We start from the raw sequence: 22,362 nt of genomic DNA on the forward strand, positions 1-22,362 counted from the left end.
GCCCCTATCCGAGGGAGTGCGGTTGCCTGCGGCGGAGCAGCCTGAGTGGCTTCGTGATGCGCCACGACGATGAGCGCCTCAGCGTCTCAACCTGGAAACGGTAGCGCTCGCCCTGTCGCCGCGCTGCCGCGACCTGACGCTTGAGATCGTCGATAGTCGGGGCGACGCGGGCTAGTTCGCTGCGTAGGGCCTGGATCTCAAGACGGGCTTCGCGGAGCTCGTTCGCCTCTGCCGTCTGGGCTGTTGTCTGAGTGGGTTCTTTTGGCATTGTGACCGATCTCTTGCCTCGAAGTACCTCACGATGATAGCGCGTGGATCCTGAACGTTTGCGTTGCCCATTGCAGGACACCCCGACTGTGATGGCCGCCTGTTAGCGCCACGCACCGTACGCTCGGAGCGGCCGCGAATCGGCGCGCTGTCACGAGGATTGGTTGGCATGAGGACGTTTGTGGGGATGTTGGCGGCGCTCGCGCTGGCGGTCGGAGTGCTTGTTCCCGTGACGATCAGCGCGGACCTTCAGCCCGCAGCGGCCGCCTCCGCGGCGGAGTTCGACCCGGGTTACATCATCAGCGACGAGAACTTCTACGCCGGTTCCGCGATGACCGAGGGGGAGATCCAGAGCTTCCTCAATGCCAAGAGCAACGGGTGCGCCAGCGGCTACACGTGCCTTAAGGACTACCGTGTCAACACGTATACGCGCTCGGCCGACGCAATGTGCTCCTCATACTCCGGAGCTGGGAACGAGAGTGCCGCCCGTGTGATCGCCAAGGTGGCCACAGCGTGCGGTATCAACCCGCGTGTGCTCCTCGTCACCCTCGAGAAGGAACAGGGCCTCGTCTCGACGAGGATTGCCTCGACCTCCAAGTACGACAGGGCGATGGGATACGCCTGCCCCGACACCGCCGACTGTGACACCGCGTTCTTCGGCTTCTACAATCAGGTCTACAAATCGGCATGGCAGTTCAAGCGTTACGCGAACCCGCCGGGAACGAACAAGACGTACACCTGGTACCCCGTCGGCGCGACGACGAATGTCGCCTACCACCCGAACGCGGCCTGTGGTTCGTCGCCCGTGCGCATTCGCAACGCTGCGACTGCAGCACTGTACTACTACACGCCTTACCAGCCGAACGCCTCCGCGCTCGCCAACCTGTACGGCACCGGTGACGCCTGCGGGGCATACGGAAACCGCAACTTTTGGCGCATGTACACGGACTGGTTCGGCTCCACAGTCGCGCCGCGCTACGGCAGCCTCGACTCGGCGACGGGAGTCTACAAGGGGATCCAGATCGGAGGCTGGTCGATTGACCCGGCCACGACCGCATCGTCATACATCTGGGTGAACATCGACGGCCAAGGTGGCCCGTATGTCGCCAACAAGCCGCTGGGCTGGTTCAACACCCTCTTCCCCGGCTACGGTGCCAACCACGGATTCTCCGAGACGATCCCCGCCTCGGTGGGGGACCACGAAGTCTGCGTGTACGGCACGCTGGGTGTGCTGGCCTGCAAGTGGGTGACGGTGCCGTACGGCAACGGTTCCGTTGACACCGCGACGGGAACCTGGGGCGGCGTCGCTCTCACGGGCTGGGCCGTCGACCACGCGACGACGGCTCCCGCATACATCTGGGTGAACGTCGATGGCGTCGGGGGAGCGCACCTCGCCGCAGGGGAGCTGCCCTGGATCAATTCGTATTTCCCCGGCGCTGGATCGAACCACGGCTTCTCCGTCACGGTACCCGCAGCGCCCGGCCCGCGGGAGGTCTGCGTCTACGGGGTCTACGGCACGCGCAGCCAGCTCATCTCGTGCAGCAACGTGGTGGTGCCGCGCGGCACCGGCGCGCTTGACTCAGTCGTCCCGGTGACCGGTGGCGTCGTGGCATCCGGTTGGTCGGCCGACTACACGTCGCCGGCGAGCTCCTTCATCTGGGTCAACGTCGATGGCGTCGGTGGGCCGTTCCGCACCAACACCGCCAAGACGTGGCTGCCGAACCTGCTGCCGGGTATCGGGGTGAACAACGGTTTCGACGTCAAGGTGCCGGCCAAGAAGGGCGCTCACCAGGTCTGCGTGTATGGCGCTGTCAGCCTGCTGCGCTGTGAAACCGTCACCGTCGCCAAGGCTGCAGACGGTCACGTCGATTCGATCGAGGCCGTGGCAGGCGGTGTGCGATTGCGCGGCTGGTCCGTCGACCTGACGACGTCTGCCCCGTCATGGCTGTGGGTCAACTTCAACGGGACAGGCGGCCCATACAAGGCCGATGCGCCTCTGAGCTGGTTTGACCGCTACTACCCTGGCAGCGGGCCGAACCACGGATTTGACATCACCATCCCCAAGCCGCCCGGCAACTATGAGGTCTGCGTTCACGGCACGGAGGAGCTGCTGCGCTGCGAACGGGTCACTGTGTCCTGACAGTGAGCCGCGCCGGGGCCCCGGCTGAGCCGAAGCGGCACTTGCTAGGGTTGTGGTTGCCGTTTTCTATAGAAAGGCCCGCATGCCCAAGCTGCGACCCGGTGTCGTTTCCGTTGTCCTCGTGAACTTCAGAGGAACCGACGACACCATTGAAGCCATTGACAAACTCGGCAAGCTGGACTGGCCTGCAGAACTGCTCGAGATCGTCGTCGTCGAGAACGCGTCCGGCGACGACAGCAGTGCTCGCATTCGCGCGGCCGCGCCGCACGTGAACCTTGTCGAATCGAAGACCAATCTCGGCTTCGCCGGCGGCTGCAACCTCGGTGTCAAGGAGTCAAGTGGCGAGTACATCGCACTCTTGAACAACGATGCGAAGCCGGATGCCGGCTGGGTGCGCGCCGCTGTGAACCGCTTCGCCGAGAGCCCGTCGGTCGGCGCCGTCGCCAGCCGGGTGCTGGACTGGGACGGCAAGCTCGTCGACTACATCGGTTCGGCCATGACCTGGTTCGGTCAGGGGTACAAGCCGCTCACCGCCCAGCCCGTTCCGAAGCAGCCGGACCGCGTGCACGACGTGCTGTTCGGCACCGGCTCCGCCATGTTCGTGCGCCGCGACGTCTACGACCAGCTCGGCGGCTTCGACGAGCGCTACTTCATGTTCTTCGAGGACGTCGACCTCGGCTGGCGGCTGAACCTCGCCGGCTACCGCTTCGTCTACGAGCCGGCGTCGCTGGCGTACCACAAGCACCACGCGTCGATGTCGGCCTTCGGCTCGTTCAAGGAGAGCTACCTGCTCGAGCGGAACGCCCTGTTCACGCAGTACAAGAATCTCGGCGACGAGGCGCTGGCCGAGGCACTGCCCGCCACGCTGGCGCTCGGCGTCCGCCGGGCCGTCGCCCGCGGCGAGCTGGACTCCACGGCCTTCGACCTGCGCAAGGGGGCGGATGACGGCCCGACCATCGAGGTCTCCAAGCAGACCGTCGCCGGCATCTTCGCGATCGACCAGTTCGTCGAGCTGCTGCCGTCGCTGCAGCGCTCGCGCGCCGAGATCCAGGCCTCGCGCGTCGTCAGCGACAACCGGCTGTGGACGCTGTTCGGCGACACCGACGCGCCCTCGTTCCAGAACGACCACTACCTCGAGGGCTACGACAACCTCGTCAACGCCTTCGCCGTGACCCAGGCGCCGCAGGTCAACCGCGTGCTGATCATCACCGGCGACCCGCTCGGCGCCAAGATGGCCGGCCCCGCGATCAGGGCCTGGAACATGGCCGAGGCGCTCTCCAAGGACAACCTGGTCACCCTGGTCACCCTTGCCGGCGCCGAGGACATGGCCGCCCCGTTCTCCATCGCGCACGTGCGCCCGGGCGACGACAAGGCGATGCGCAAGCTCGAGCGTGAGTCCGACGTCATCGTGTTCCAGGGCCTGGCGATGGCGCTGTTCGAGTCGCTGCGCAAGAGCGACAAGATCATCGTCGCCGACATCTACGACCCGATGCACCTCGAACAGCTCGAGCAGGGACGCGAGCAGGGCGCCGTGCAGTGGGAGAAGCAGGTCGTCGACGCCACCGAGGTGCTCAACGAGCAGCTGCTCCGCGGCGACTTCTTCCTCTGCGCCTCCGAGCGCCAGCGCCACTTCTACCTCGGCCAGCTGGCCGCCCTCGGCCGGATCAACCCGGCCAACTACGCGGACGACCCCGACCTGACCAAGCTGATCAGCGTGGTCCCGTTCGGCCTGAACCCGGTGTTCCCCGCACCGACCAAGCCGGTCCTCAAGGGCGTGCTGCCGGGCATCGGCGCCGACGACAAGGTGCTGCTCTGGAGCGGCGGGCTGTACAACTGGTTCGACCCGAAGACGCTGATCCGGGCCGTGGCCCGCCTCAGCGAGACGCACGATAATGTGCGGCTGTTCTTCCAGGGCACCAAGCACCCGCACCCCGGCGTGCCGGAGATGGGCATCGTCGCGGAGTCCCGGGCGCTGGCCAAGGAGCTCGGGGTACTGGACACGGCCGTGTTCTTCAACGACTCCTGGGTGGACTACGCCGAGCGGCACAACTACCTCGGCGAGGCGGATGCCGGCGTCTCCACGCACTACGCCCACGTCGAGACCACCTTCTCCTTCCGCACCCGCATCCTCGACTACCTCTGGGCCTCGCTGCCGATGGTGGTGACGGAGGGCGACCACTTCGCCGAGCTGATCGCCTCGGAGAAGCTCGGCGTCGTCGTGCCGCCGACCGACGAGATCGCCCTGGCCGACGCGCTGGAGAAGGTGCTCTTCGACGAGAAGTTCGCCGCCAGCACGCGCCGCAACATCGGCCGGGTGCGGAAGCAGTACGAGTGGGCGAGCGTGCTCGCGCCGCTGGTCGACTTCGTCGCCGCGCCGAGCCATGCCGCCGACCTCGTCGCCAGCGGGGCTGTGCGCGCGTCATCCGGCGCCGCTGAGCGCCGCGTCGCGCCGCGCACGCGCAAGCACGGCTTCCGTCACGACGTTGGGCTCTTCGTGCACTACATGCGCACGGGAGGGCCCCAGGTCGTGGTGAAGAAGGTCAAGAGCCGCCTCGGTCGACGTTTCAGGTGACCATGCTGACGGCGCGAGTCTCAGTTGCCCTGTGCACATTCAACGGCGCAGCGTACATCGACGAGCAACTGTGGAGCATAGCTGAACAGGGCCAGCTCGTCGCAGAGATCGTCGTTGCCGATGACGGCTCGCGCGATGACACCCTGGAGCGTGTCGCGGCTTTCGCACAGGCGCTGCGCGCCGCAGGGTCGACGATCGAGGTACGTGTGCTCGACGGTGCCGGCGGCAACGGTGTCACCAAGAACTTCGAGCGGGCCGTCGCGGCGTGCCGCTCCGAGCTGATCGCGTTGAGTGACCAGGACGACCGGTGGCTTCCCGGGCGGCTCCAGCTTCAGCTGGCCGAATTCGATGCCAACCCGGAGTTGCTGTTGCTCGCCGCCGATGCGCGCCTCGTCGATGCCGGAGGAGACCCGCTCGGGGCGACGCTCCTCGAGACGCTCGAGGTGACCGAGCACACGCGCGACGAGCTGCGCCGGCATCCATTCGGGACACTGCTGCGGCGCAATCTGGTGACGGGTGCGACCGTCGTGTTCCGACGGGAGCTGTTGGCGACCGCCCTTCCGTTCCCGGCAGAGTGGGTGCACGACGAATGGCTCGCGATCATGGCTGCCGCGCGCGGGCAGATCACGCTGCTCGAACAACCCGTCGTCGACTACCGTCAACACGGAAGCAATCAGATCGGGGTCAGGACTCCGACGCTCGGGAACAAGGTGCGCCGGGTGCTTCAGCCGCGCGGCTCACGCAATCGCGAGCTGGCGCAACGCTCAGCGCTCCTCGCCGCAAAACTCTCGGAATCCGGATTCAGCGCGGCCGACCGCCTCGCCGCCGAGCAGAAGAGCGCCTTCGAAGGTGCCAGGGCGGCGCTCCCGCCTCGGCGCTGGATGCGCATCTCCGGCGTCATCCGGCTGCTCAGCAGCGGCGCTTACAGCCGCTACGCCAGCCAAGGCATGACCGACGTGGTGCGCGACCTCTTTCAGCCGGCCTGAGACTCATCCGGCCCGGAGCTTGTCGGCCCGGATGGTCTCTGTCGCTGCCACAACGGGTGAGTTGGCGTCCAGACGGCGCCCGGCCGTCCACGCGAGCCAGGCGGTGGATCCGAGCAGCAGGGCGCTAGCCGTCAGCCAGAGCGCTGTCCCTCCGGGTGGCGCCCACTCCGGATCGAGTACCAGCTTCTTCCACGAGCCGGTTGAGCCGACCGCGTAGCGCCGCAATGCCTCGGCGAAGCACGCGAACTGCGCGGCGGCCCACAGCGCCCACACGAGGAGCGTGAGCCGGTTGAAGGCACTGCGGGTCTGAGGCCGTTCCTCGACGGGGGATGCAGTGTTGCGCGCGGATGACAGCACCGCAACGATGCCGAGCACGGCGATGGCAAAGAGTGGAAGGTTGTACCTGCCCTGCCAGATGAGCCCGCCCGCGGTGATGTAGATGCCCTGGATGATGGGGGGCAGGAACACGAAGCACGCCGTGAGGACGGCGGCGAACAGGGCCGAGCGGCCGCGGAGTATCGAGAAAGCCGCGAGCACGATTGCCCCGCTGAGCGCTGCCCAGAGTGCGTAGGTGCCGAGTGGCGCGGGGGTGTCGAGCCAGCCGAAGTTGCCGATCATGCCCTGCGCATAGCCGAAGGTCTCGCGCAGGGTCATCACGAAACCGGCGAGCGGGTGGGTGCCGACCCCGGGGAAGGTCTGAAAGTTGTCTTCCTGTTCGACGGCGGCTGTCAACGAGCTGCTGCCAAACAACCACGACAGCGCGAAGAGGGCCGCGGCCGCGGTGCCTGCGATCGCCCATTGCACCGGGCGACGGCGCAGGAGCTCCCGGATGCCGCTCCAGCCGATCAGAAGCAAGGGGATGGCGATGGCGAGCAACACCCAGAGCGGTGAGAGACCGCGGGTGTTCGCCGCCATTGCGCTGCCGGCCAACACGATCATGCTCCGCTGCACGAGAAGTGAACGAGAGGGATGTAGCGCGACGCCGAGCATGCCGGCGAACGCCGCCAGCGTCGCAGTGGTTTCGACGGCGTTCGGGTTGACGGAGCCTCCGAGGAAGATGAGCATCGGCGGGACCGCGATCGCGAGTGCGGCCAGCGGGAGGGCCGGACGACGCCACCCAGACACCGTGAGCACGGTGAGAGCGAGGAAAAGGGAGAACAACACGGCGCTCACAGCCCGCATCGCGTACAGTCCCGCCTCGTTCTGGAAGATCAGGCTTGGCCAGCCGACCAGAACGTAATACACGGGGTTGTACAGGCCGGCAGTCGTCGTGGAGTCGACGAGCGCGTTGCCGTCGCCGGCGAGGGCGTCGACGCAGTCTGCGGTCACCGCCGGGTGGAACGCGAAGCAGGTCTCCGCGTGTGTCGCGGCGACATACGCCGGAACCTGCACGACATGGCCGAGAGCGGAGGGTTCTCCGACGAGCTGTCCCCGCACAACTGATGCCGCTTTCACCATGTGCGCTGGCTCATCCGGCGACGCCGAGATCGGCGTCGCGATCGCCCAGGCGATGCTGAGCAGGCTCGCGAGCAGCCAACTCACCCAGAACAGCGTTCGAGGGCGTGGCATACGGCCAGAGGGCGCTACCTGGCGCGCGGCTGGCATGGCGGGATGGGGCATTGTCGGAGCCTCTACACGGTAATCAGATTCGGCGGCGGCGATTGCCCCCGCTCCACTGTACAGATCTACCCGTGCGCAGCGCGCCGGAGCCTGCGGCGCGGACGCACAGGTGCGAGTGATTAGAATTGCCCGGTGACGACCGCGATTGACTCAGGCCCGCATGAGCCCAAACCGAGCGAAGTCGACCCGCTCGATGTGGTCATCCCGCCGGTTCAGGCTCCGCCGCGCCCCAGGCGAACGGTGCGGGTGCCCCGGCTACCTGGCCAGCGCATCGCCGTTGGTGTCGGCGCCGCCCTGCTCACCGTCGGAAGCGCCGTCGCTGCGGCGGGCGGCAGTCCGGCGCTCCTTGTGCTCACCGTGCTCCTGCTCGGCAGCTGGGCGCTGGCACGCTCCTTCTCATGGGCTTTGAGCGCGGCATCCGCACTGGTGCTGCTGCTCGGTGGGCACACGATCCTCAGTCGAACACTTCCCCTGGTCGGCTGGGACTACGGGGTGGCTGGGATCGCGGCGCTCGTGCTCGCGGGCATCGGGCTTCTGGTGCTCCTCATCCGCACACCCGCGAATGCGCTGGCCGTGCCAGACAGGTCCCAGCGACTCACGGCGGCCGCGGCGCTGACGCTGCCGCTGCTGAGCGGGGCGATGGTGTTCGGCGCGTTCCTACTCGGGCAACCCGGTTACGCGTGGGCCATGAACAACGACATGGTCTGGAACACCGTCGCCGGCCGATTCATCCTCGGTGACGGCGGCATCGTCGGCACCGCACACGCCAATCCTTCTCCGTTGATGAACGCCCTCGTTGCCAGCTGGATCGCGCCGGGACGATCCGCAGCGCCCGAGATGCTCAGGCATGACGTCGCGCGACAGGCTGAACTGTGGATTCTGCTCACCTTGCTCGCCGCCGCTCTGGCCGGCCTGATCGTCGCACGTGCCGTGCCGGCGAGGCGGAGGGCTCTGCGTTTCGCGGCCGGCCTCCTGGGCTCAGCGATTCCGCTCAGCTGGTACGCCACGGGCTCGATGATCGAGTTCGGATTCCTCAATGTGATGGCAGCCGTCTCGCTGCTCTTCGTCGCGTGGCTGACATGGAAAGAACTGCCGGCGCGACCGGTGATGGCCAGCGCGATTCTGCTTCTGACGACGACACTGATGCTCGCGGCGTGGGCGCCGCTCGCCGCGCTGCCCATCGGGCTCGCCGCAGTCGGCGTGTTGACGCGGTGGAGGCTCTTCATCGCTCTCCGTGGCCGCGTCGCCGCGTTGTGGTGGTGCGCCGCTCTGCAACTGCCCGCCTATGTGCTGATCGTCACGCTCCCCGACCTCGCCAAAGACGGCGCCGCACTGAGTGCAGACGGGGCTACCCCTCTGATCACGGCGAACTCTGTTGCCACGGCGGCGATGGTGCTGTTCACCCTGGCTGTTGTGACGGCGGTCGGCATGGGCCGTCGCCACGAATTCGCCGGGGTCGTTGTCGTGTTGCTCACGGGTGGTATCGCACTCGCCTACCTGCTCGTCCAGCGTATGGGTGTCGCCAGTCTGTGGGGCTACTACCCTGTGAAACTGGCGTGGCTGCTGTGCATCTTCGTCACGGTGTTGCTCGCCGCCATCATTCTCGAGTGGCTCGGCCATGCACAGGCCCGCGGGCTGCTGGGTGCAGCGATCGTCCTGGCCTGCCTGGTCGTGACCGTCTCGAGCCTGCGAGCCGTTCCGTTGCCAGCCGGACTCGGCAGCGCACTCCCGCTCAATAAGGTTGCACTGTCAGAGGCCCGCGGAGCTGATACCGTGCGCAGCGACCGACTGTTCCGCATCGCGGATGACGGCAGCAAGACGATTGTTGCGCGACTCGGCGCCCCCGGTGAAGACGCCTTCGTGAACGGCTGGCTGCTGCAACTCCAGGCGGACTCGAGTGCCGATCCGATCCGTGACCACTCGTACACGCTGGACGCCGACGATGTCGGACAGCTTTGTGCCGCCGCGCGAGACTGGAACGGCCCGGTTGTGATCGAGACGGCCGACCCCGCGCTCGAGGACGAACTCCTGACGGCCTGCACCGACGCCGAGATCACCGTGCGAATGACGGAGGAAACTCCCGCTGTGTAGCGCAGCGTGCGTTCCACCACCCGGCGAGTGAGTGATGCTACTTGCTGCGCCCCTGCGCCGCATCGGCGAGAGCTTCAAGCTGGCGCAAGCGCAGATCATGCAGGGTGGCCTCCTCGGCCAGCGCGCGAGTCTTTGACTCGAGAGTCGTGAGCTCTGCGCTGTGCTGGACGCAGACAAGGACGAGGATCGCGATGCTGACGAAGAAGATGAGGTTCGTCGGGGCATCGACGCCGACGAGTGTCGCCGCCCACTCGAGGATCCCGGGGAAGATGCCGATCAGAAGCGCGAGCAATCCGGCAATCAGCCACCAGACGGCGTGACGCTCACGCAGACTCCGGCGTCGCAGCATCTCGATGACGACGGCAAGCGTGAACAGTGCGGCCACGATGCCGAGGATGTATGTGGTGACGCTCATGCTGTTGCGGCCTCGTGTCGAATGTTCGATGGTGGTCTGATCAGGGCGAAGCCGAGGGCAAGGAACGCGCGGCCGAGGTAGGCCGCTGCCTTGAACGGGTTGTGCGACGGCTTGCCGCCAGCCCTTGGGCGCATCGACACCGGTATCTGGGTGATGACGCAGCCGGCACGGGCCGCGATGACCAGCGCCTCGATCGTGTCGCCGAGGTACTCGGCCGGGTAGTGCTGCGCGAAGAGCGCGACGGTGCGTGGGCCCATCGCCTTGAAGCCGGACGTGGTGTCTGTCAGCGTGGTGTGCGCCGTGCGACTGAGCGTTGAGGCGAGGAAACGCATCGCCCACTTGCGCGGGCCGCGCACCTCGTAGTCGCCCTCGCCTGCGAATCGTGCACCGATCACCAGATCTGCGTTGTCGAGTGCCGCAAGTAGCGCGGGAACGCTCCGCGGGTCGTGTTGGCCGTCGGAATCGAGCTGCACGACGTTATCGAAGCCGTGCTCAAGCGCGTAGCGGAACCCGAGGCGCATCGCGCCGCCGACGCCGAGGTTGAACGGAAGCTCGGCGACCGTGGCTCCGGCCTCCCTGGCACGCGCCGTCGTTTCATCTCGCGATCCATCGTTGACGACGAGGCAGTGAACGCCCGGAAGCGTCTGCAGCACTTCGCGCACCACAGCACCGACGGCCTCTTCCTCGTTGAACGCCGGCATGACGATGAGGGTTCGGTTCAGGCGTTCAGACATGAGCTTGATCCTAGCAATCGTGAACTCCGCGCTTGCTCAGAGCTGATTCCGCGGTGAGGTGCGCATGCTCAGAGCATGGCCGAGCAGGCTGCGGATGCCAGAACGGTCGCGCGCAGAGAGCGCTGACGGCAGCCGGGTCACGGCGTTGAGTCTGCTGGTGACGTGGCGGGTGGCTGCACCCGCCGCGCGGCGCCAGCCGAGCTCACGCATCGCCGCTGCGGCCTCAAGGAAGTAGCGCTGCTCCTCACGGAAGCGGCTCCCGTCGCTGGCCTTCCACGACGAAACACTGGCCTGGTGTCGCCGGTAACGGAAGGTGGGCACGGTGTCGAGGACGAGGATGCCACCGTCTGTGACGATCTCGATCTGCAGGGCAAGGTCGAGCACCACGTCGAGGTCGGAACGGAAGCCGTGCTTCTTCAGCACCTCCGTACGCCAGAGGATGGAGGGGAAGTAGGTCCAGTTTCCGCGCAGGAGGCTCGTGGCGAGCGTCTCTCCGCTCAACGATCGTGGCCCAGAGACCGTAGGCCGGTAATAGCCTTTGACACGGTCGGCGAGGGGGAGCACAACGGTTCCGTCCGCGTCGATCACCTCCACGCCCGGCTGCAGATAGGCGGCATCGGGGAAGCGCGCAGCGAGCTCACGCATCCTGCTGATGTAAGTGGGCAAGAGGATGTCGTCGCAGCCGATGATCATGGCGAAGTCGGCGTCGGCGAGCTCCACACTGCGCGTGAAGTTGCCGCTGACGCCGAGGTTGTGAGCGTTCTCCACGACGGTGATGCGCGGATCGTTGAGCGTTCGCGCCCACGCCATCGGCTCCGGATCGGGGTACCTGTCATCGACGATCGTCAGCCGCCAGTCCGGATCGGTCTGCGCCTGCACGCTCAACACGGCGGCGCGCAGCAGATCGAAGCTGCCGTAGAACGGCATGACGATGTCGATGCTCACGGCGGTGGCGGATGAGGGAGATGACATAATTGGGGAACTCTTCTGCACACGGTGCTTGGTCGGTGCCCGACGGTAGGTCGAGCGAAACGCTGCAGACGCGGCGGGCAGGGCTCTGCACAGGCGCCGGAGCGTCCATCCAGCCTAGCAATCGCCCGCAGAGCAATCGAAGGGATCCGCTGAACGTGGCAGCAGAAGGAGACACCGTGCGCGATCACGAGGCAGCGGACGCCGCGCTTCCGGACGTGCCGGAGGCGTCAGGCCTCGGGCCGGGCGGCGATGTGAAGTGGATGCTCGCAGCCACGCTCGTGGCCGGTGTCGCCGGATACCTCGTGATGTGGAACGCGATCCGGGTGCTCGGCCAAGCCGACTACGTCGTGTTCGGTGTGTTCTGGTCGGCACTCTTCCTCGTGGTCGGCGTACTCTTTGGCCTGCAACAGGAGACGACCAGAGCCACAGCTGAGGCGCTGCGGTCGGCGGCGAGGCCGGTGCGCCGGAGCTCGCTGTGGCTCTTCGGTGCAGGGGCCGGCGTGATCGTCGGGGTCATCGTGCTGGCAACCAGCCCGCTCTGGGCCCCGGGCTCGCTGGGGGAGGAGAACTCCGCCCTGGCCGTGCAGGTCGCGGTCGGCTCGGCAGCCAACGCCGTCGTCGCGACGATGAGCGGGGCCATGGCGGGAGCGCAGCGCTGGAAGCTGCTGGCCGCCGTCATCTTGCTCGACGCACTCATCCGTTTGTTGGCTGTGTCGCTCGTGCTTTCCGTGACCGGCGACCCGACCATGTTCGCATGGGCGATCGTGCTGCCGTTCCCTCTCGCGATCACCATCGTCTTCTGTTGCGCGCCGCGGGTGTTGCGCCGCCTTGGGCACTCGCCGTTCGGATACCGCACGCTCGCGAGGAACTCCATGCACACCGTGATCGCTGCCTCTGCGACGGCAGTCCTGATCAACGGCTTCCCGCTGGTGCTCGCGTTCTACGCACAGAGTGGCGAGGAGGAGACCCTCGGAGCGCTGATCTTTGCAATCACGCTGACGCGCGCGCCCATTCTGGTTCCGATGATGGCGCTGCAGAGCTATCTGGTCACCCGCTTCACGAACGACCGTGACGCACTCTGGGCATTCATGCTCAAGGCGATGGGAGCGATCGCAGCCACCATGGCCGTTCTCGCCGTCGTCACGTGGCTCTGGGGATACTGGGCACTTGTGACGTTCGTGCGGCCGGACCTGAACCTGTCGACGGCAGCACTGGTGCCGCTCGTCGTCTCATCCGGGTTCATCGGAATGCTCTGTGTCACCGGTCCGGCCCTGCTCGCGTTAGACAAGCACCGTGACTACGCGCTCGGCTGGGTGATCGCCTCCGTCGTCGCTCTCGCCGTGCTCTTTGTGCCGCTGCCGCTGGAATTCCGGGCATCCTTGGCGCTGTCCGTCGGGCCGATCGTCGGCATCGCATGGCACCTGGTGCGCATCCGCGTCGCGCTTCGCGAGCGCGTCACCACGGCCTGACCCGACGGAGCGCGAACTACTTCGCCTGACATCCCGCGGCGTTGACCGTGGTCGTTGTCGGGTTCAGCATCGGGGTCGGCCAGAGCGCCGGGGACCCGTACTCTCCGGCCGCGCCGGTGAAGGTTGCGGTGACCGACTTGGTCTCGCCGGGCTTCAGCATCACCCAGAACGTGGACACCGGCCGCCCGAGGTCGCTTTGGGGCGCGTCGACGAATGTCTCGTCATCCCCGCCCCCGATGACGGAGTTCTCCAGCAGTGTGGTGCCCGGCGGGCCGTAGATGAAAACCTGGGTCTTGAACTTCTCGCCCTTCCAGACGCCGCTCGCCACGTAGGCCGGGAGCTCGTCGGCCAACTCCTCGGTGAGATCCGAATGCAGATCCACGGTCGTCGTGAAGGTGGGCGTCGCCGCGGTGCAGACGTCGGTCGTCAGCGTCGCCGCGGTTTTCAGGTAGAAATCCATCTTCGACACGGACATGTCGCGGAAGAAGACCCCGGTTGTCGAGTTCTCTTCATTCGTCGTCGGCAGGACGCCGGCGACCGGCGAAGTCGCGAGCACGGCTTGTTCCTCCGGGTGCGCGCTCCAGGCCATGATCCGGTGCTCCTTGACGCCCTTCATGAGTGACTCAACGAGCGCCTTCGGATCCGCGCTGGAACTTGTCAGCGCGCCGAACAAGGTCTTTGCGGCCTCCTCGAAGAAGGCGTCAGTCTGATCGGGGCCATCTTCTCCCTGGTATCGGAAGTAGATCTCGTTGAGAAGAAGCGCCACGGCGTTGTCCGCGCTGAGCTGGTCGCCGGTGCTCAGCGACACTGGTCCGGTTGCGCCCAGGATGTGGGAAAGTGCCACGGGGTCGATTGAGATCACGCCGTCAGGGACACCGCCGATGTCCTGCTCCCAGAAGGCGGAGGTGATCTGGGCGGCGGTGGGGAAATCGGGTCGGCTCGTGGCCAGGTTCAACATCAGATACATGTTGCCGTTGAACACCGCGGACACCGCGGGGTCGATCGGAATCACGGGGTTGTCCACCCGCCACGGGAAGTCCTGGCTTGACGCCTGCCGTGTGATGCTGATCGCGCCGTTGTCGAGCGTCACCTCAGACAGTGCGGCGGCCGTGCCCCCGAGCGCCGTCGTCTCCGCCAAGTTCTCAAAGATCAGGACGTACCTGCGCGGGCCGTCTGCACCGAGCATGCCCGGAGCCACTGTCAAGACCGCTTCAACCTGGTCGATCAGGGGCTCGGCGGTGGTGAGCATGCCGTTCAGCTTGTCGCCGGCGGCACTCACCTGACTGACGGTGCCGTCGAACTCGATCGATGCAACGTCTGCCCTGGCCTGGCGGAACGCGGCCGACGCCGGCCCGATGGCATTGCTCAACTGCACGATCGGCTCAAGGTTCACCTTGCCGTCGACGGGCTTGAGCGCCTCGACGCTGAGCCCAGACGCGACGGCGGCCAGCGGCGCAATCGTGTCGGTGGCGAGCGAGTCGACCGACTCGGCGAGCTGTCGAACAGCCTTCAGATTGGCTCCGGCGACCGGGATGTATTCGGCTGCGCGCCACACCGGATCGGCCGTCTGCTGTACGGCGGTGTCTGTGAGTACTGACAGTCGTTCGGCCGTCTGCCCGATCCCGTTGAAATCCAAGCTGCCGGCCTGGTCCTTGACCGTTCCGACGAGGCCTTGGGCTTCTTCCAGAGCATCCTTCGCAGTGAGGGCCTTCGTGGCCAACCAGGCACCGCCGGCGACGAACAAGACGAGAACTCCCGCGGTCGCGATGAGAACGGTCCTGCCTGCTGCGCCGCGCTGGCGGCGCGCATGACGGACGGCATCCGATGTCCGCACCGTGCGGTTCGCTGGAGCGTTGGACGCGTCTGCACGGGAACGAGCGCGCCGGCCTCGACCACGAGTTGTTTCGATCACCGTACGAACCGTAGCGTATGCGCAATGGGAACTTGCTGAGGCACAGCCCAGACGGGGCGTCGCCGGCCGAACCGACAGGCGACTGGACTATCCCGCAGGGCAACCCTCGGCGTTGACGGTGGTCGTCGTCGCGTTGAGCATCGGGGTCGTGCGGAGGCCCGGAGGGCCGTAGACACCTTCTGGCCCTGCGAACGTCGCGCGCAGCCCCACCGTCTCACCAGGGCTCAGCATCACCCAGTATGTCGCGACGGGGCGACCGAGGTCGGTGCCGGCATCGCCCACGAACGTCTCGGCATCGCCGCCGAGCGTGATCGTCGCACCGGTCAGCGTCGTTCCCGGCGGCCCGTAAACGAAGACTTGAGTCTTGAACTTCTCGCCCCTCCACACTCCGCTGGCAACGAACGGCGGCAAAGCGTCCGCCTGTTCTTGGGTGAGCATCGAATGCAGTTCAACATCGGTCGTGAACGTCGGAGAAGCAGCAGTGCACGCGTCGCTCGTCAGGGTTGCAGCCGTCTGCAGATAGAAGTCGACCTTCGATACCGACATGTCGCGGAAGAAGACCCCGGTCACGCTCTCCGCCGTGTTGTCGCTTGGCAGGATGCCGGCCAACGGCGTGCGTGCAAGCGCGGCCTGTTCCTCGGGGTGTGCGCTCCACATCATGATCCGGTGCTCGTCGACGCCCCGTGTGACCGCGGATGCCAGCGCGGCGGTGTCGCCGGTGGACTGAGTCAGCGCGGTGAACACCGCACGCGCGGCCTCCGCGAAGAATGCGTCCGTCAGGTCGGGGCCGTCTTCGCCCGGGTAGCGCAGGTAGATCCCGTTCAGGAGGAGTGCGACGGCGTTCTCCCCGCTCAGCTGATCACCGCTGCTGAGCGCGACGGGGCCCGTCGCCTTCAAGATGTACGAGAGAGCCACAGGGTCGACCGCGATGACTCCGTCTGGTGCGCCCCCGATGTCGCGTGACCAGAACGCGGCGGCGAGCTGGGCCGCGGTCGGAAAGTCGGGGCGGCTGGTCGCCAGGTTGAGCGTTGCGTACATGTAGGGGTTGAACACGGCGGCCACGCCGGGATCGACGGGGAGCACAGGCACGTTGAGGTCTCGCCCGAACGACTGGCTGGATGCCTGCCTGCCGATGGAGATGACGCCGTCGTCGATCGTCAGCTCCGTCAGAGCGGCGGCCGTGCCACCGAGTGCGGTCGACTCGGCCAGATTCTGGAACACGAGAACATAGCTGCGCGGTCCAGAAGAACCGAGCATGTCTGGCGCGAGCTGCAGCGCCGTGTCGAGCTCGTCGACGACCGGCAACGCTCCGGCCAGCTGTTCGGCGAGACTGCGACCGGCAGCCGAGAGCGGCGGCAGCGTCTGATCGAAGTCGACGGCGTCGATGGTCCGCGCTGCGGAGCGGATCGCTGCCGCTGCCGGGCCCGCGATGTCTGCGAGGTGGCGGACAGACTCCATATTGATCCGGCCGTTGACGGGTTTGATGACGTCGAGCGTGAGGGTGTCGGCCGCGGCGGCAAGCGGTGCAACGGCATCCCGTGCGATCAGCTCGGCAGACTCGGCGATCGCGCGGACCGCGCCGAGGTTCGCGCCAAGCATCGGCACGGCCTCGGCCGCGCTCCAGATGGGGTCTTGCGTCTGTTCGAGCGCCATCGCGGTCAGTGCGCTGAGCTCCTCGGATGCCGCGGGTAGGCCTGACCGGTCTCCGTCGGCCAGCTGGGCAGCGACGGTGCGCATCAGCACTTCTGCCTGTTCGAGTGCCGACTTCGCGTTCAGCACCCGCATCGCGAGCCACCCGGAGGCGGCCAGTGCGAGAAGCACGACCGCGAGCAACACGATCAGCACGACCCGCTTGGTCCGCGGGCGGTGCGCATCAGCGACGCCGTCTCCAGCAACTCCCACGAATTGAACGTAGCTCACCGAAGCACTTCTCGGTGATTATTCCTCCGGAACCGGCTCCGGCTCGTGCCGACGCAGGGCGTCGCGCCAGCTCATGCTCTGCGAGGCCTTGATGGCGCAGACGATGAGCAGCATCCAGCCGTATTCTCCGAGCACCGTGCTCTCGGCGAAGGAGGTGACGGTGAGCGCGACAACGATGAGTGCGGGCCAGACGTAGACGGAGCTGCGCTTCTCGCTGGCGAGCAGCCACGAGCGCACGAGCGCGAAGCCGATGAGCGCACTGAAGCTGATGACGCCGACGATGCCGAGCTGGAAGTACACGTCGTAGAAGGCGCTGAGCGCCGAACTCTGAGTGCCGCGGGTGGCGAGGTTGATCCAGATGTACGGGGGCTCGATCGGCGGCCATGCACCCACCCAGCCCCAACCCTGCAGCGTGTTCATCTGCGAGTAACGCACGATCTCGCGCCAGACGGCGATGCGCACCTCGAATTCGCTTCCGGCGTTGAGCAGCTCGAGGATCCTGGAGCGCGTCAGCCAGAGCACGGCTGCGGTGATCGCCACGATGGCGAGCAGGCCGAGCTGCCAGTACATCCGCGTCGCGCTCGGCACCCGGCGGATGCCGGCGAGCGCCAGCGCGGCGAGGACGACGACGATGAATGCGCCCATGGTCACGGGGGAGCCGGAGAGCAGCACGCAGAGCGTCGCGAGCCCGATCGAGAATGCGCCGAGCATCCGCGGCACCGACCGCGTCATGAACTCGATGGAGAAGGTGATCAGCGCGATCAGCGCGATCAGGCCGAGCTGGTTGCGGCTGCCGAAGATGCCCTGCAGCGGCCCGAGCGATGTCAGGTTGCCCTGGATGTCGAGGAAGGCGATCGGCAGGTCGAGGAGGACACCGGAGAGCACCTCGAGCGCGAGGGAGACGCCGAGCAGGACGCGCAGCACGTCGCCGAGGCCGCGCACGAGCTGGATGGTGTCGCGCACGAGCGTCAGATAGACGCCGAGCGCCGTGAAGAGCAGCAGGTAGAGCACCCGGGCTCCGCTCAGCACCGTCGTCGTGCTCCAGAACACCGAGATGATGGCCCAGCCGAGGAAGACGAGCAGGGTGATCGGCGGCAGGCCGTACCAGTCGATCGCCTGCCTGCGGGCGAGGAGCGAGAGGGTGGCGAGCGCGACGAGCGCGACGAGGATGGCGAGCAGCCCCGGCCACCCCATCGTCGCCCGCAACAGGTGCGTGCTGAAGGCGGCGCCGAGGATGCACAGCGTCAGGGCGGAGGCGAAGCGGGCCGAGCCGAAGAGGTGGGCGACGGCGGGCGGGAACACGGGGTGTCGTGCGGCATCCATGCGTCAGGGCATCGTCTCGACGCGGCCGAGATTGCGTTTGGTGATGAGGGCGAGCGCGACGAGCAGCATCCAGCCGCTCTCGATCAGGATCCGGCTCTCCGCGACGCTCTGCACGATGAAGGCGACCATGAGCAGGAACGGCACGAGGGCGGATGCCGCATAGGGCCGGTTGTCGTCCAGGGCGTCCCGCGGGCGGTCGACCGCCAGGAACCAGCTGCGCCAGAGCGTTCCGATCACGAGCGCCGCGAACAGCACGACGCCGATCACGCCGAGCTGCATCCAGACGTCGAGCCAGGCGTTGTGCGCCTGCAGATAGGTGACGCCCTTGCGCACGGCAAGACCCTCGAACGGCTCGACCCACGGCACCCAGTAGCCGACCCAGCCCCAGCCGGCGACGGGACGCTCGGCTGCAAGAACGGTGACCGATGCCCAGATGTCGAAGCGGCCGGTCAGGTCTTCGCTCTTGCCGAACAGGGCCAAGAGCTGGCCCCAGAGGGACACGAGCAGCACCCCGCCGAGCAGGAGCAGGCCCGCGGCGGTGAGGTAGACGGGTCGCCGCCCCTCCGGCCCGACCCTGCGGGCCCAGAGCGCGAAGCCGAGCGCGATCGCGACGACGACGACGGCGATCATCACGGTGGCCGAGCGGGTGAGGGCGAGCGTGACGACGGCCGTTGCCAGCCAGAAGATGCCGGGCCCCCTGCGCACAGTGCGAGCGGCCAGTTGGGCTCCGAACACGATGAGCGCGAGCAGCGCGGCCGCCGCGAGCAGATTGCGGTTGGCGACGATGCCCTCGATCGGGCCCCCGTCGAAGAGCAGGCCGCGAGACCAGTAGAAGGCGGCGGGGACCTTGCCCTCGTAGTCGGTGAAGAAGGGCAGGACCGGGCCGCCGACGACGCCGGCGACGTAGATCTCGAACAGGATCGAGAGCCCGAGCACCCAGCGCAGCGCGACGCCCAGCGTGCGCAGGAACTCGACCCAGCTCAGGCACAGCCCGAGGAAGAGTGCTGCGACGGTCGTCGTGAGCAGGGCCGCGAGCCCGACGGCGGTCGCGCCGGGGTAGAACGACCACACGAGCGACAGCACGGAGAGGCCGACGAAGAGCCAGAGGCTCTTCGGCATCCGACGCCACGACCACTCTGGGCGCAGCCGGATCAGCGCGATGACGCAGGCGACGACGAGCAGCACGGCGAGTGCTCCCCAGCCCCACCAGCTCAGGAGGTTGCGCCAGAACTGGCCTGCGATGGCCGTGAACAGCAGCAGGGAGGCCAGTGCGCGCACGGCAAAACGGCTACGGACCGGCTTCATGCTCCAAGGCTATCGAACTCGGACCGCGCAGCACGGCCGCCCCACCGCCGCACGTGCGATCTCAGACGAATGCCGCCTGCCCGGTGATGCTGCGCCCGACGATGAGGGTGTTCATCTCGCGCGTGCCCTCGTACGAGTACAGCGCCTCGGCATCGGCGAAGAAGCGGGCGATGTCGTAGTCGATGACGATGCCGTTGCCGCCGAAGAGTTCGCGGCACCAGGCAACGGTCTCCCGCATACGGGCCGTCGTGAAGGCCTTGGCGAGGGCGGAGTGCTCGTCGCGCTGCTCGCCGCGGTCGAGCATCTCCGACACCCGCACGACCATGCCGAGCGACGCCGTGATGTTGCCGAGGCTCTTCGCCAGCATGTCCTGCACCAGCTGGTGGGCGCCGATCGGCTTGCCGAACTGCATCCGCTCCTTCGAGTAGGCGACGGCGGCCTCGTACGCGCCCGCCGCGACACCGACGGCGGCCCAGGCCACCTCTGCACGGGTCAGCCGGAGCACGCTCGCCGTGTCCTTGAACGAGTTGGCGTTCGCCAGCCGGAGCGACTCGGGCACGACGACGTCCTCGAGCGTGATGTCGGCGTTCTGCACGGCGCGGAGGCTGACCTTGCCCTCGATCTTGCTCGCGGTGTACCCGGGCGTGCTGGTCGGCACGATGAAGCCCTTGACCTGGTTGTCCGCGACATCCTTCGCCCAGATCACGGTGATGTCGGCGAAGGTGGCGTTGCCGATCCAGCGCTTTGCCCCGTTCAGCACCCAGTTGTCGCCGTCGCGCCTGGCTGTGGTGCGGAGGCCCTGGGCGCTGTCTGAACCGCTCTGCGGCTCGGTCAGGCCGAAGCTGCCGATGATCTCACCGGATGCCAGTCGCGGCAGCCATTCCGCGCGCTGCTCCGGCGAGCCGCAGACGGAGATTGAGCCGCAGCTCAGCCCGTTCTGCACGCCGACGAAGGTCGCGACCGATGCATCGACCCTGGCCAGCTCGAATGCGAGGAAGCCGCGGAACACGGCGGAGTTCTCGAACGGCCTGGTCTCATCCCACGCGTAGCTGAACTGGCCGAGCTCGGCCAGCGGCCGCACGATCTCGGTGGGGAACTCCGCGCGATTCCAGTAGCCGCCGACGATGGGCCGCACCTCGGAGTCGAGGTAGTTGCGCAGCGCCATGATCGCCTCCTTCTCCTGCTCGCTGAGCAGCGACTCGTAGTTGTAGAAGTCGGAGATGAGGGGCTCGAAGGTCATGACGGCGCTCCATTGCAAACGGAGACCCCTGTCGCCAGGGGCCTGTCGGTGATGTCCCGCTCAGCTTAGGTGGCTGCACGGCCGGGCGTGTATGCACTTGGTAGTTTGGTCTCAAGCCAGCAGGACGGGACCCCACGATGTTTGTAGCAATCACCAACACCCCGCGCGATTACGCCTGGGGATCGCGCACCGCGATCGCCGAGTTGCTCGGGCACGCGGCGAGCGGAACCCCTGAGGCCGAACTCTGGCTGGGTGCCCATCCAGCATCGCCGAGCCGGATCGTCGGTGCCGGGTCGGGATCCGCCGCGACCCTGCCTGAGCTCGTCCTGGCCGACCCGGTCGGCGTGCTGGGGGAGCGGAGCATTGCCGAGCACGGTGAACGACTGCCGTTCCTGCTCAAGGTCCTGGCCGCCGCCGGGCCATTGTCGCTTCAGGCGCACCCGTCGCCCGAGCAGGCGAGCGCCGGATTCGCGCTTGAGAACGAGGCGGGCATCGCCATCGATGCGCCTGACCGCAACTACAAGGACGCCTTCCACAAGCCGGAGCTGATCGTGGCGCTGAGCGAGCGCTTCGACGCGCTCTGTGGCTTCCGGGAGCTCGCACAGACCCTCGACCTCGTCGCTGAGCTGCGCAGGGCGGATGCCGCGACCGCCGAGCCGCAGCCGAGTCCGCTCGAGGCGTTGGAGGCGGTGCTGCGCGGACGCGAGGGCCTGCGGGACGCCGTCGAGTGGCTGCTGCGTGACGGCCGGGGCGAGGACAGCGGAGAGGTGGAGTGGCTGGTCGAGCGGGTCGTGGCGCTCGCGGCATCCGCCGAGCTCGCCGACAGCCCCTACGCCGCCGAGTTCGCGACGGTCGGCACGCTCGCCGATGCCTACCCCGGCGACCCGAGCATTGTTCTCGCGCTGCTGCTGAACCGGGTGACGCTGCGGGCAGGGGAGGCGCTCTACCTCCCGGCAGGCAACATCCACATGTACCTCGACGGCCTCGGCGTCGAGCTGATGGCGGCCAGCGACAACGTGCTGCGCGGCGGCTTCACGCCCAAGCACATCGACGTCGACGAGCTGCTGCAGGTGCTGCGCTTCGACCCGGTCCCCGTGCCGCGGCTGGAGCCGGAGCGCCCGGCCGACGGCGTGCGCGTCTACCGGCCGGATGTCACCGACTTCGTGCTGTACGCGATCGAGCGGTCCGAGGCCGATGCGCCGGTGGAGATCACGCTGAGCGGTGCGGCGATCGCGCTCTGCACGGCGGGCACGCTGCAGCTGACGGGCGGGAGCTCCGCGAGTGAGATCGCCCGCGGCGAGTCCGTCTTCATCACACCGGAGGAGGGCGTGCTCGGCGTCGCCGGCGCTGGCTCACTCTTCATCGCCACGGTCGGCTGACAGAGCCGTCCGGAAAG

The 22,362-nt window shown here is 67.3% G+C and carries 15 protein-coding genes; 6 read left to right on the plus strand and 9 right to left on the minus strand.

What is annotated here, in order from left to right:
- Positions 1-436: 436 nt before the first annotated feature.
- The 3 genes from EV379_RS03190 (at position 437) to EV379_RS03200 (ending at position 5,965) form a co-directional block, all read left to right on the plus strand.
- Positions 437-2,407 carry a hypothetical protein gene (locus tag EV379_RS03190; protein WP_130504867.1) on the plus strand — a complete coding sequence of 657 codons (1,971 nt, stop codon included), beginning with the start codon at positions 437-439 and terminating at the stop codon, positions 2,405-2,407.
- 82 nt (positions 2,408-2,489) lie between these two features.
- Positions 2,490-4,979 carry a glycosyltransferase gene (locus EV379_RS03195; protein WP_130504868.1) on the plus strand — a complete coding sequence of 830 codons (2,490 nt, stop codon included), beginning with the start codon at positions 2,490-2,492 and terminating at the stop codon, positions 4,977-4,979.
- 2 nt (positions 4,980-4,981) lie between these two features.
- On the plus strand, positions 4,982-5,965 hold the full coding sequence (locus EV379_RS03200) for a glycosyltransferase (RefSeq protein WP_130507267.1): 984 nt from the start codon (positions 4,982-4,984) through the stop codon (positions 5,963-5,965).
- 3 nt (positions 5,966-5,968) lie between these two features.
- Here the strand turns inward: EV379_RS03200 and EV379_RS03205 are convergent, their stop codons facing one another.
- Positions 5,969-7,534 (minus strand): DUF2142 domain-containing protein, encoded by a 1,566-nt coding sequence (locus EV379_RS03205; RefSeq protein WP_165397275.1) that lies wholly within the window; start codon positions 7,532-7,534, stop codon positions 5,969-5,971.
- Positions 7,535-7,717: 183 nt separating this feature from the next.
- Between EV379_RS03205 and EV379_RS03210 the strand changes: the two genes are divergently transcribed.
- Positions 7,718-9,676, plus strand: coding sequence for a hypothetical protein (locus EV379_RS03210; protein WP_130504870.1), 1,959 nt, complete (start codon positions 7,718-7,720; stop codon positions 9,674-9,676).
- A 37-nt stretch (positions 9,677-9,713) separates the two neighbouring features.
- On the opposite strand, the gene EV379_RS03215 is transcribed toward EV379_RS03210, so the two are convergent.
- From EV379_RS03215 to EV379_RS03225, 3 genes are read right to left on the minus strand one after another with little or no spacing between them, the layout of a single operon-like run.
- Positions 9,714-10,091 carry a DUF2304 domain-containing protein gene (locus EV379_RS03215; protein ID WP_130504871.1) on the minus strand — a complete coding sequence of 126 codons (378 nt, stop codon included), beginning with the start codon at positions 10,089-10,091 and terminating at the stop codon, positions 9,714-9,716.
- Entirely contained in the window at positions 10,088-10,825 is a 738-nt protein-coding gene (locus EV379_RS03220; RefSeq protein ID WP_130504872.1) for a glycosyltransferase family 2 protein, read from the minus strand. The genes EV379_RS03215 and EV379_RS03220 overlap by 4 nt, the downstream gene beginning before the upstream one ends.
- 36 nt (positions 10,826-10,861) lie before the next feature.
- Positions 10,862-11,797, minus strand: a complete 936-nt coding sequence (locus EV379_RS03225) for a glycosyltransferase family 2 protein (RefSeq protein ID WP_242616214.1) — start codon at positions 11,795-11,797, stop codon at positions 10,862-10,864.
- A gap of 155 nt (positions 11,798-11,952) precedes the next feature.
- Here EV379_RS03225 and EV379_RS03230 point away from each other — a divergent pair, with 155 nt between their 5' ends.
- Entirely contained in the window at positions 11,953-13,266 is a 1,314-nt protein-coding gene (locus tag EV379_RS03230; RefSeq protein WP_130504873.1) for a lipopolysaccharide biosynthesis protein, read from the plus strand.
- A 16-nt stretch (positions 13,267-13,282) separates the two neighbouring features.
- Here the strand turns inward: EV379_RS03230 and EV379_RS03235 are convergent, their stop codons facing one another.
- The 5 genes from EV379_RS03235 to EV379_RS03255 all read right to left on the minus strand — a co-directional run bounded on the left by EV379_RS03235 (position 13,283) and on the right by EV379_RS03255 (position 20,966).
- The gene (locus EV379_RS03235) at positions 13,283-15,178 is read right to left on the minus strand and encodes a DUF4012 domain-containing protein (RefSeq protein WP_130504874.1); all 1,896 of its coding nucleotides are present in this window, start codon (positions 15,176-15,178) and stop codon (positions 13,283-13,285) included.
- 87 nt (positions 15,179-15,265) lie between these two features.
- Positions 15,266-17,080, minus strand: a complete 1,815-nt coding sequence (locus EV379_RS03240; protein WP_130504875.1) for a DUF4012 domain-containing protein — start codon at positions 17,078-17,080, stop codon at positions 15,266-15,268.
- A 36-nt stretch (positions 17,081-17,116) separates the two neighbouring features.
- Entirely contained in the window at positions 17,117-18,421 is a 1,305-nt protein-coding gene (locus tag EV379_RS03245) for an O-antigen ligase family protein (protein WP_130504876.1), read from the minus strand.
- A gap of 3 nt (positions 18,422-18,424) precedes the next feature.
- On the minus strand, positions 18,425-19,726 hold the full coding sequence (locus tag EV379_RS03250) for an O-antigen ligase family protein (RefSeq protein WP_130504877.1): 1,302 nt from the start codon (positions 19,724-19,726) through the stop codon (positions 18,425-18,427).
- Between the two features lie 61 nt (positions 19,727-19,787).
- Positions 19,788-20,966 (minus strand): acyl-CoA dehydrogenase family protein, encoded by a 1,179-nt coding sequence (locus EV379_RS03255; RefSeq protein WP_130504878.1) that lies wholly within the window; start codon positions 20,964-20,966, stop codon positions 19,788-19,790.
- Between the two features lie 137 nt (positions 20,967-21,103).
- Between EV379_RS03255 and manA the strand changes: the two genes are divergently transcribed.
- Positions 21,104-22,345, plus strand: coding sequence for a mannose-6-phosphate isomerase, class I (manA, locus tag EV379_RS03260; RefSeq protein WP_130504879.1), 1,242 nt, complete (start codon positions 21,104-21,106; stop codon positions 22,343-22,345).
- Positions 22,346-22,362 lie beyond the last annotated feature (17 nt).

Source organism: Microterricola gilva (genome assembly GCF_004217495.1).
Lineage (GTDB): Bacteria > Actinomycetota > Actinomycetes > Actinomycetales > Microbacteriaceae > Microterricola > Microterricola gilva.

Excerpts from the sequence above, each read along its gene's own strand:
- EV379_RS03190 (WP_130504867.1), top strand. The coding sequence starts at position 437 with ATGAGGACGTTTGTGGGGATGTTGGCGGCGCTCGCGCTGGCGGTCGGA.
- EV379_RS03195 (WP_130504868.1), top strand. The coding sequence starts at position 2,490 with ATGCCCAAGCTGCGACCCGGTGTCGTTTCCGTTGTCCTCGTGAACTTC.
- EV379_RS03200 (WP_130507267.1), top strand. The coding sequence starts at position 4,982 with ATGCTGACGGCGCGAGTCTCAGTTGCCCTGTGCACATTCAACGGCGCA.
- EV379_RS03205 (WP_165397275.1), bottom strand. The coding sequence starts at position 7,534 with ATGCCACGCCCTCGAACGCTGTTCTGGGTGAGTTGGCTGCTCGCGAGC.
- EV379_RS03215 (WP_130504871.1), bottom strand. The coding sequence starts at position 10,091 with ATGAGCGTCACCACATACATCCTCGGCATCGTGGCCGCACTGTTCACG.
- EV379_RS03220 (WP_130504872.1), bottom strand. The coding sequence starts at position 10,825 with ATGTCTGAACGCCTGAACCGAACCCTCATCGTCATGCCGGCGTTCAAC.
- EV379_RS03225 (WP_242616214.1), bottom strand. The coding sequence starts at position 11,797 with ATGTCATCTCCCTCATCCGCCACCGCCGTGAGCATCGACATCGTCATG.
- EV379_RS03245 (WP_130504876.1), bottom strand. The coding sequence starts at position 18,421 with ATGGATGCCGCACGACACCCCGTGTTCCCGCCCGCCGTCGCCCACCTC.
- EV379_RS03250 (WP_130504877.1), bottom strand. The coding sequence starts at position 19,726 with ATGAAGCCGGTCCGTAGCCGTTTTGCCGTGCGCGCACTGGCCTCCCTG.
- EV379_RS03255 (WP_130504878.1), bottom strand. The coding sequence starts at position 20,966 with ATGACCTTCGAGCCCCTCATCTCCGACTTCTACAACTACGAGTCGCTG.
- manA (WP_130504879.1), top strand. The coding sequence starts at position 21,104 with ATGTTTGTAGCAATCACCAACACCCCGCGCGATTACGCCTGGGGATCG.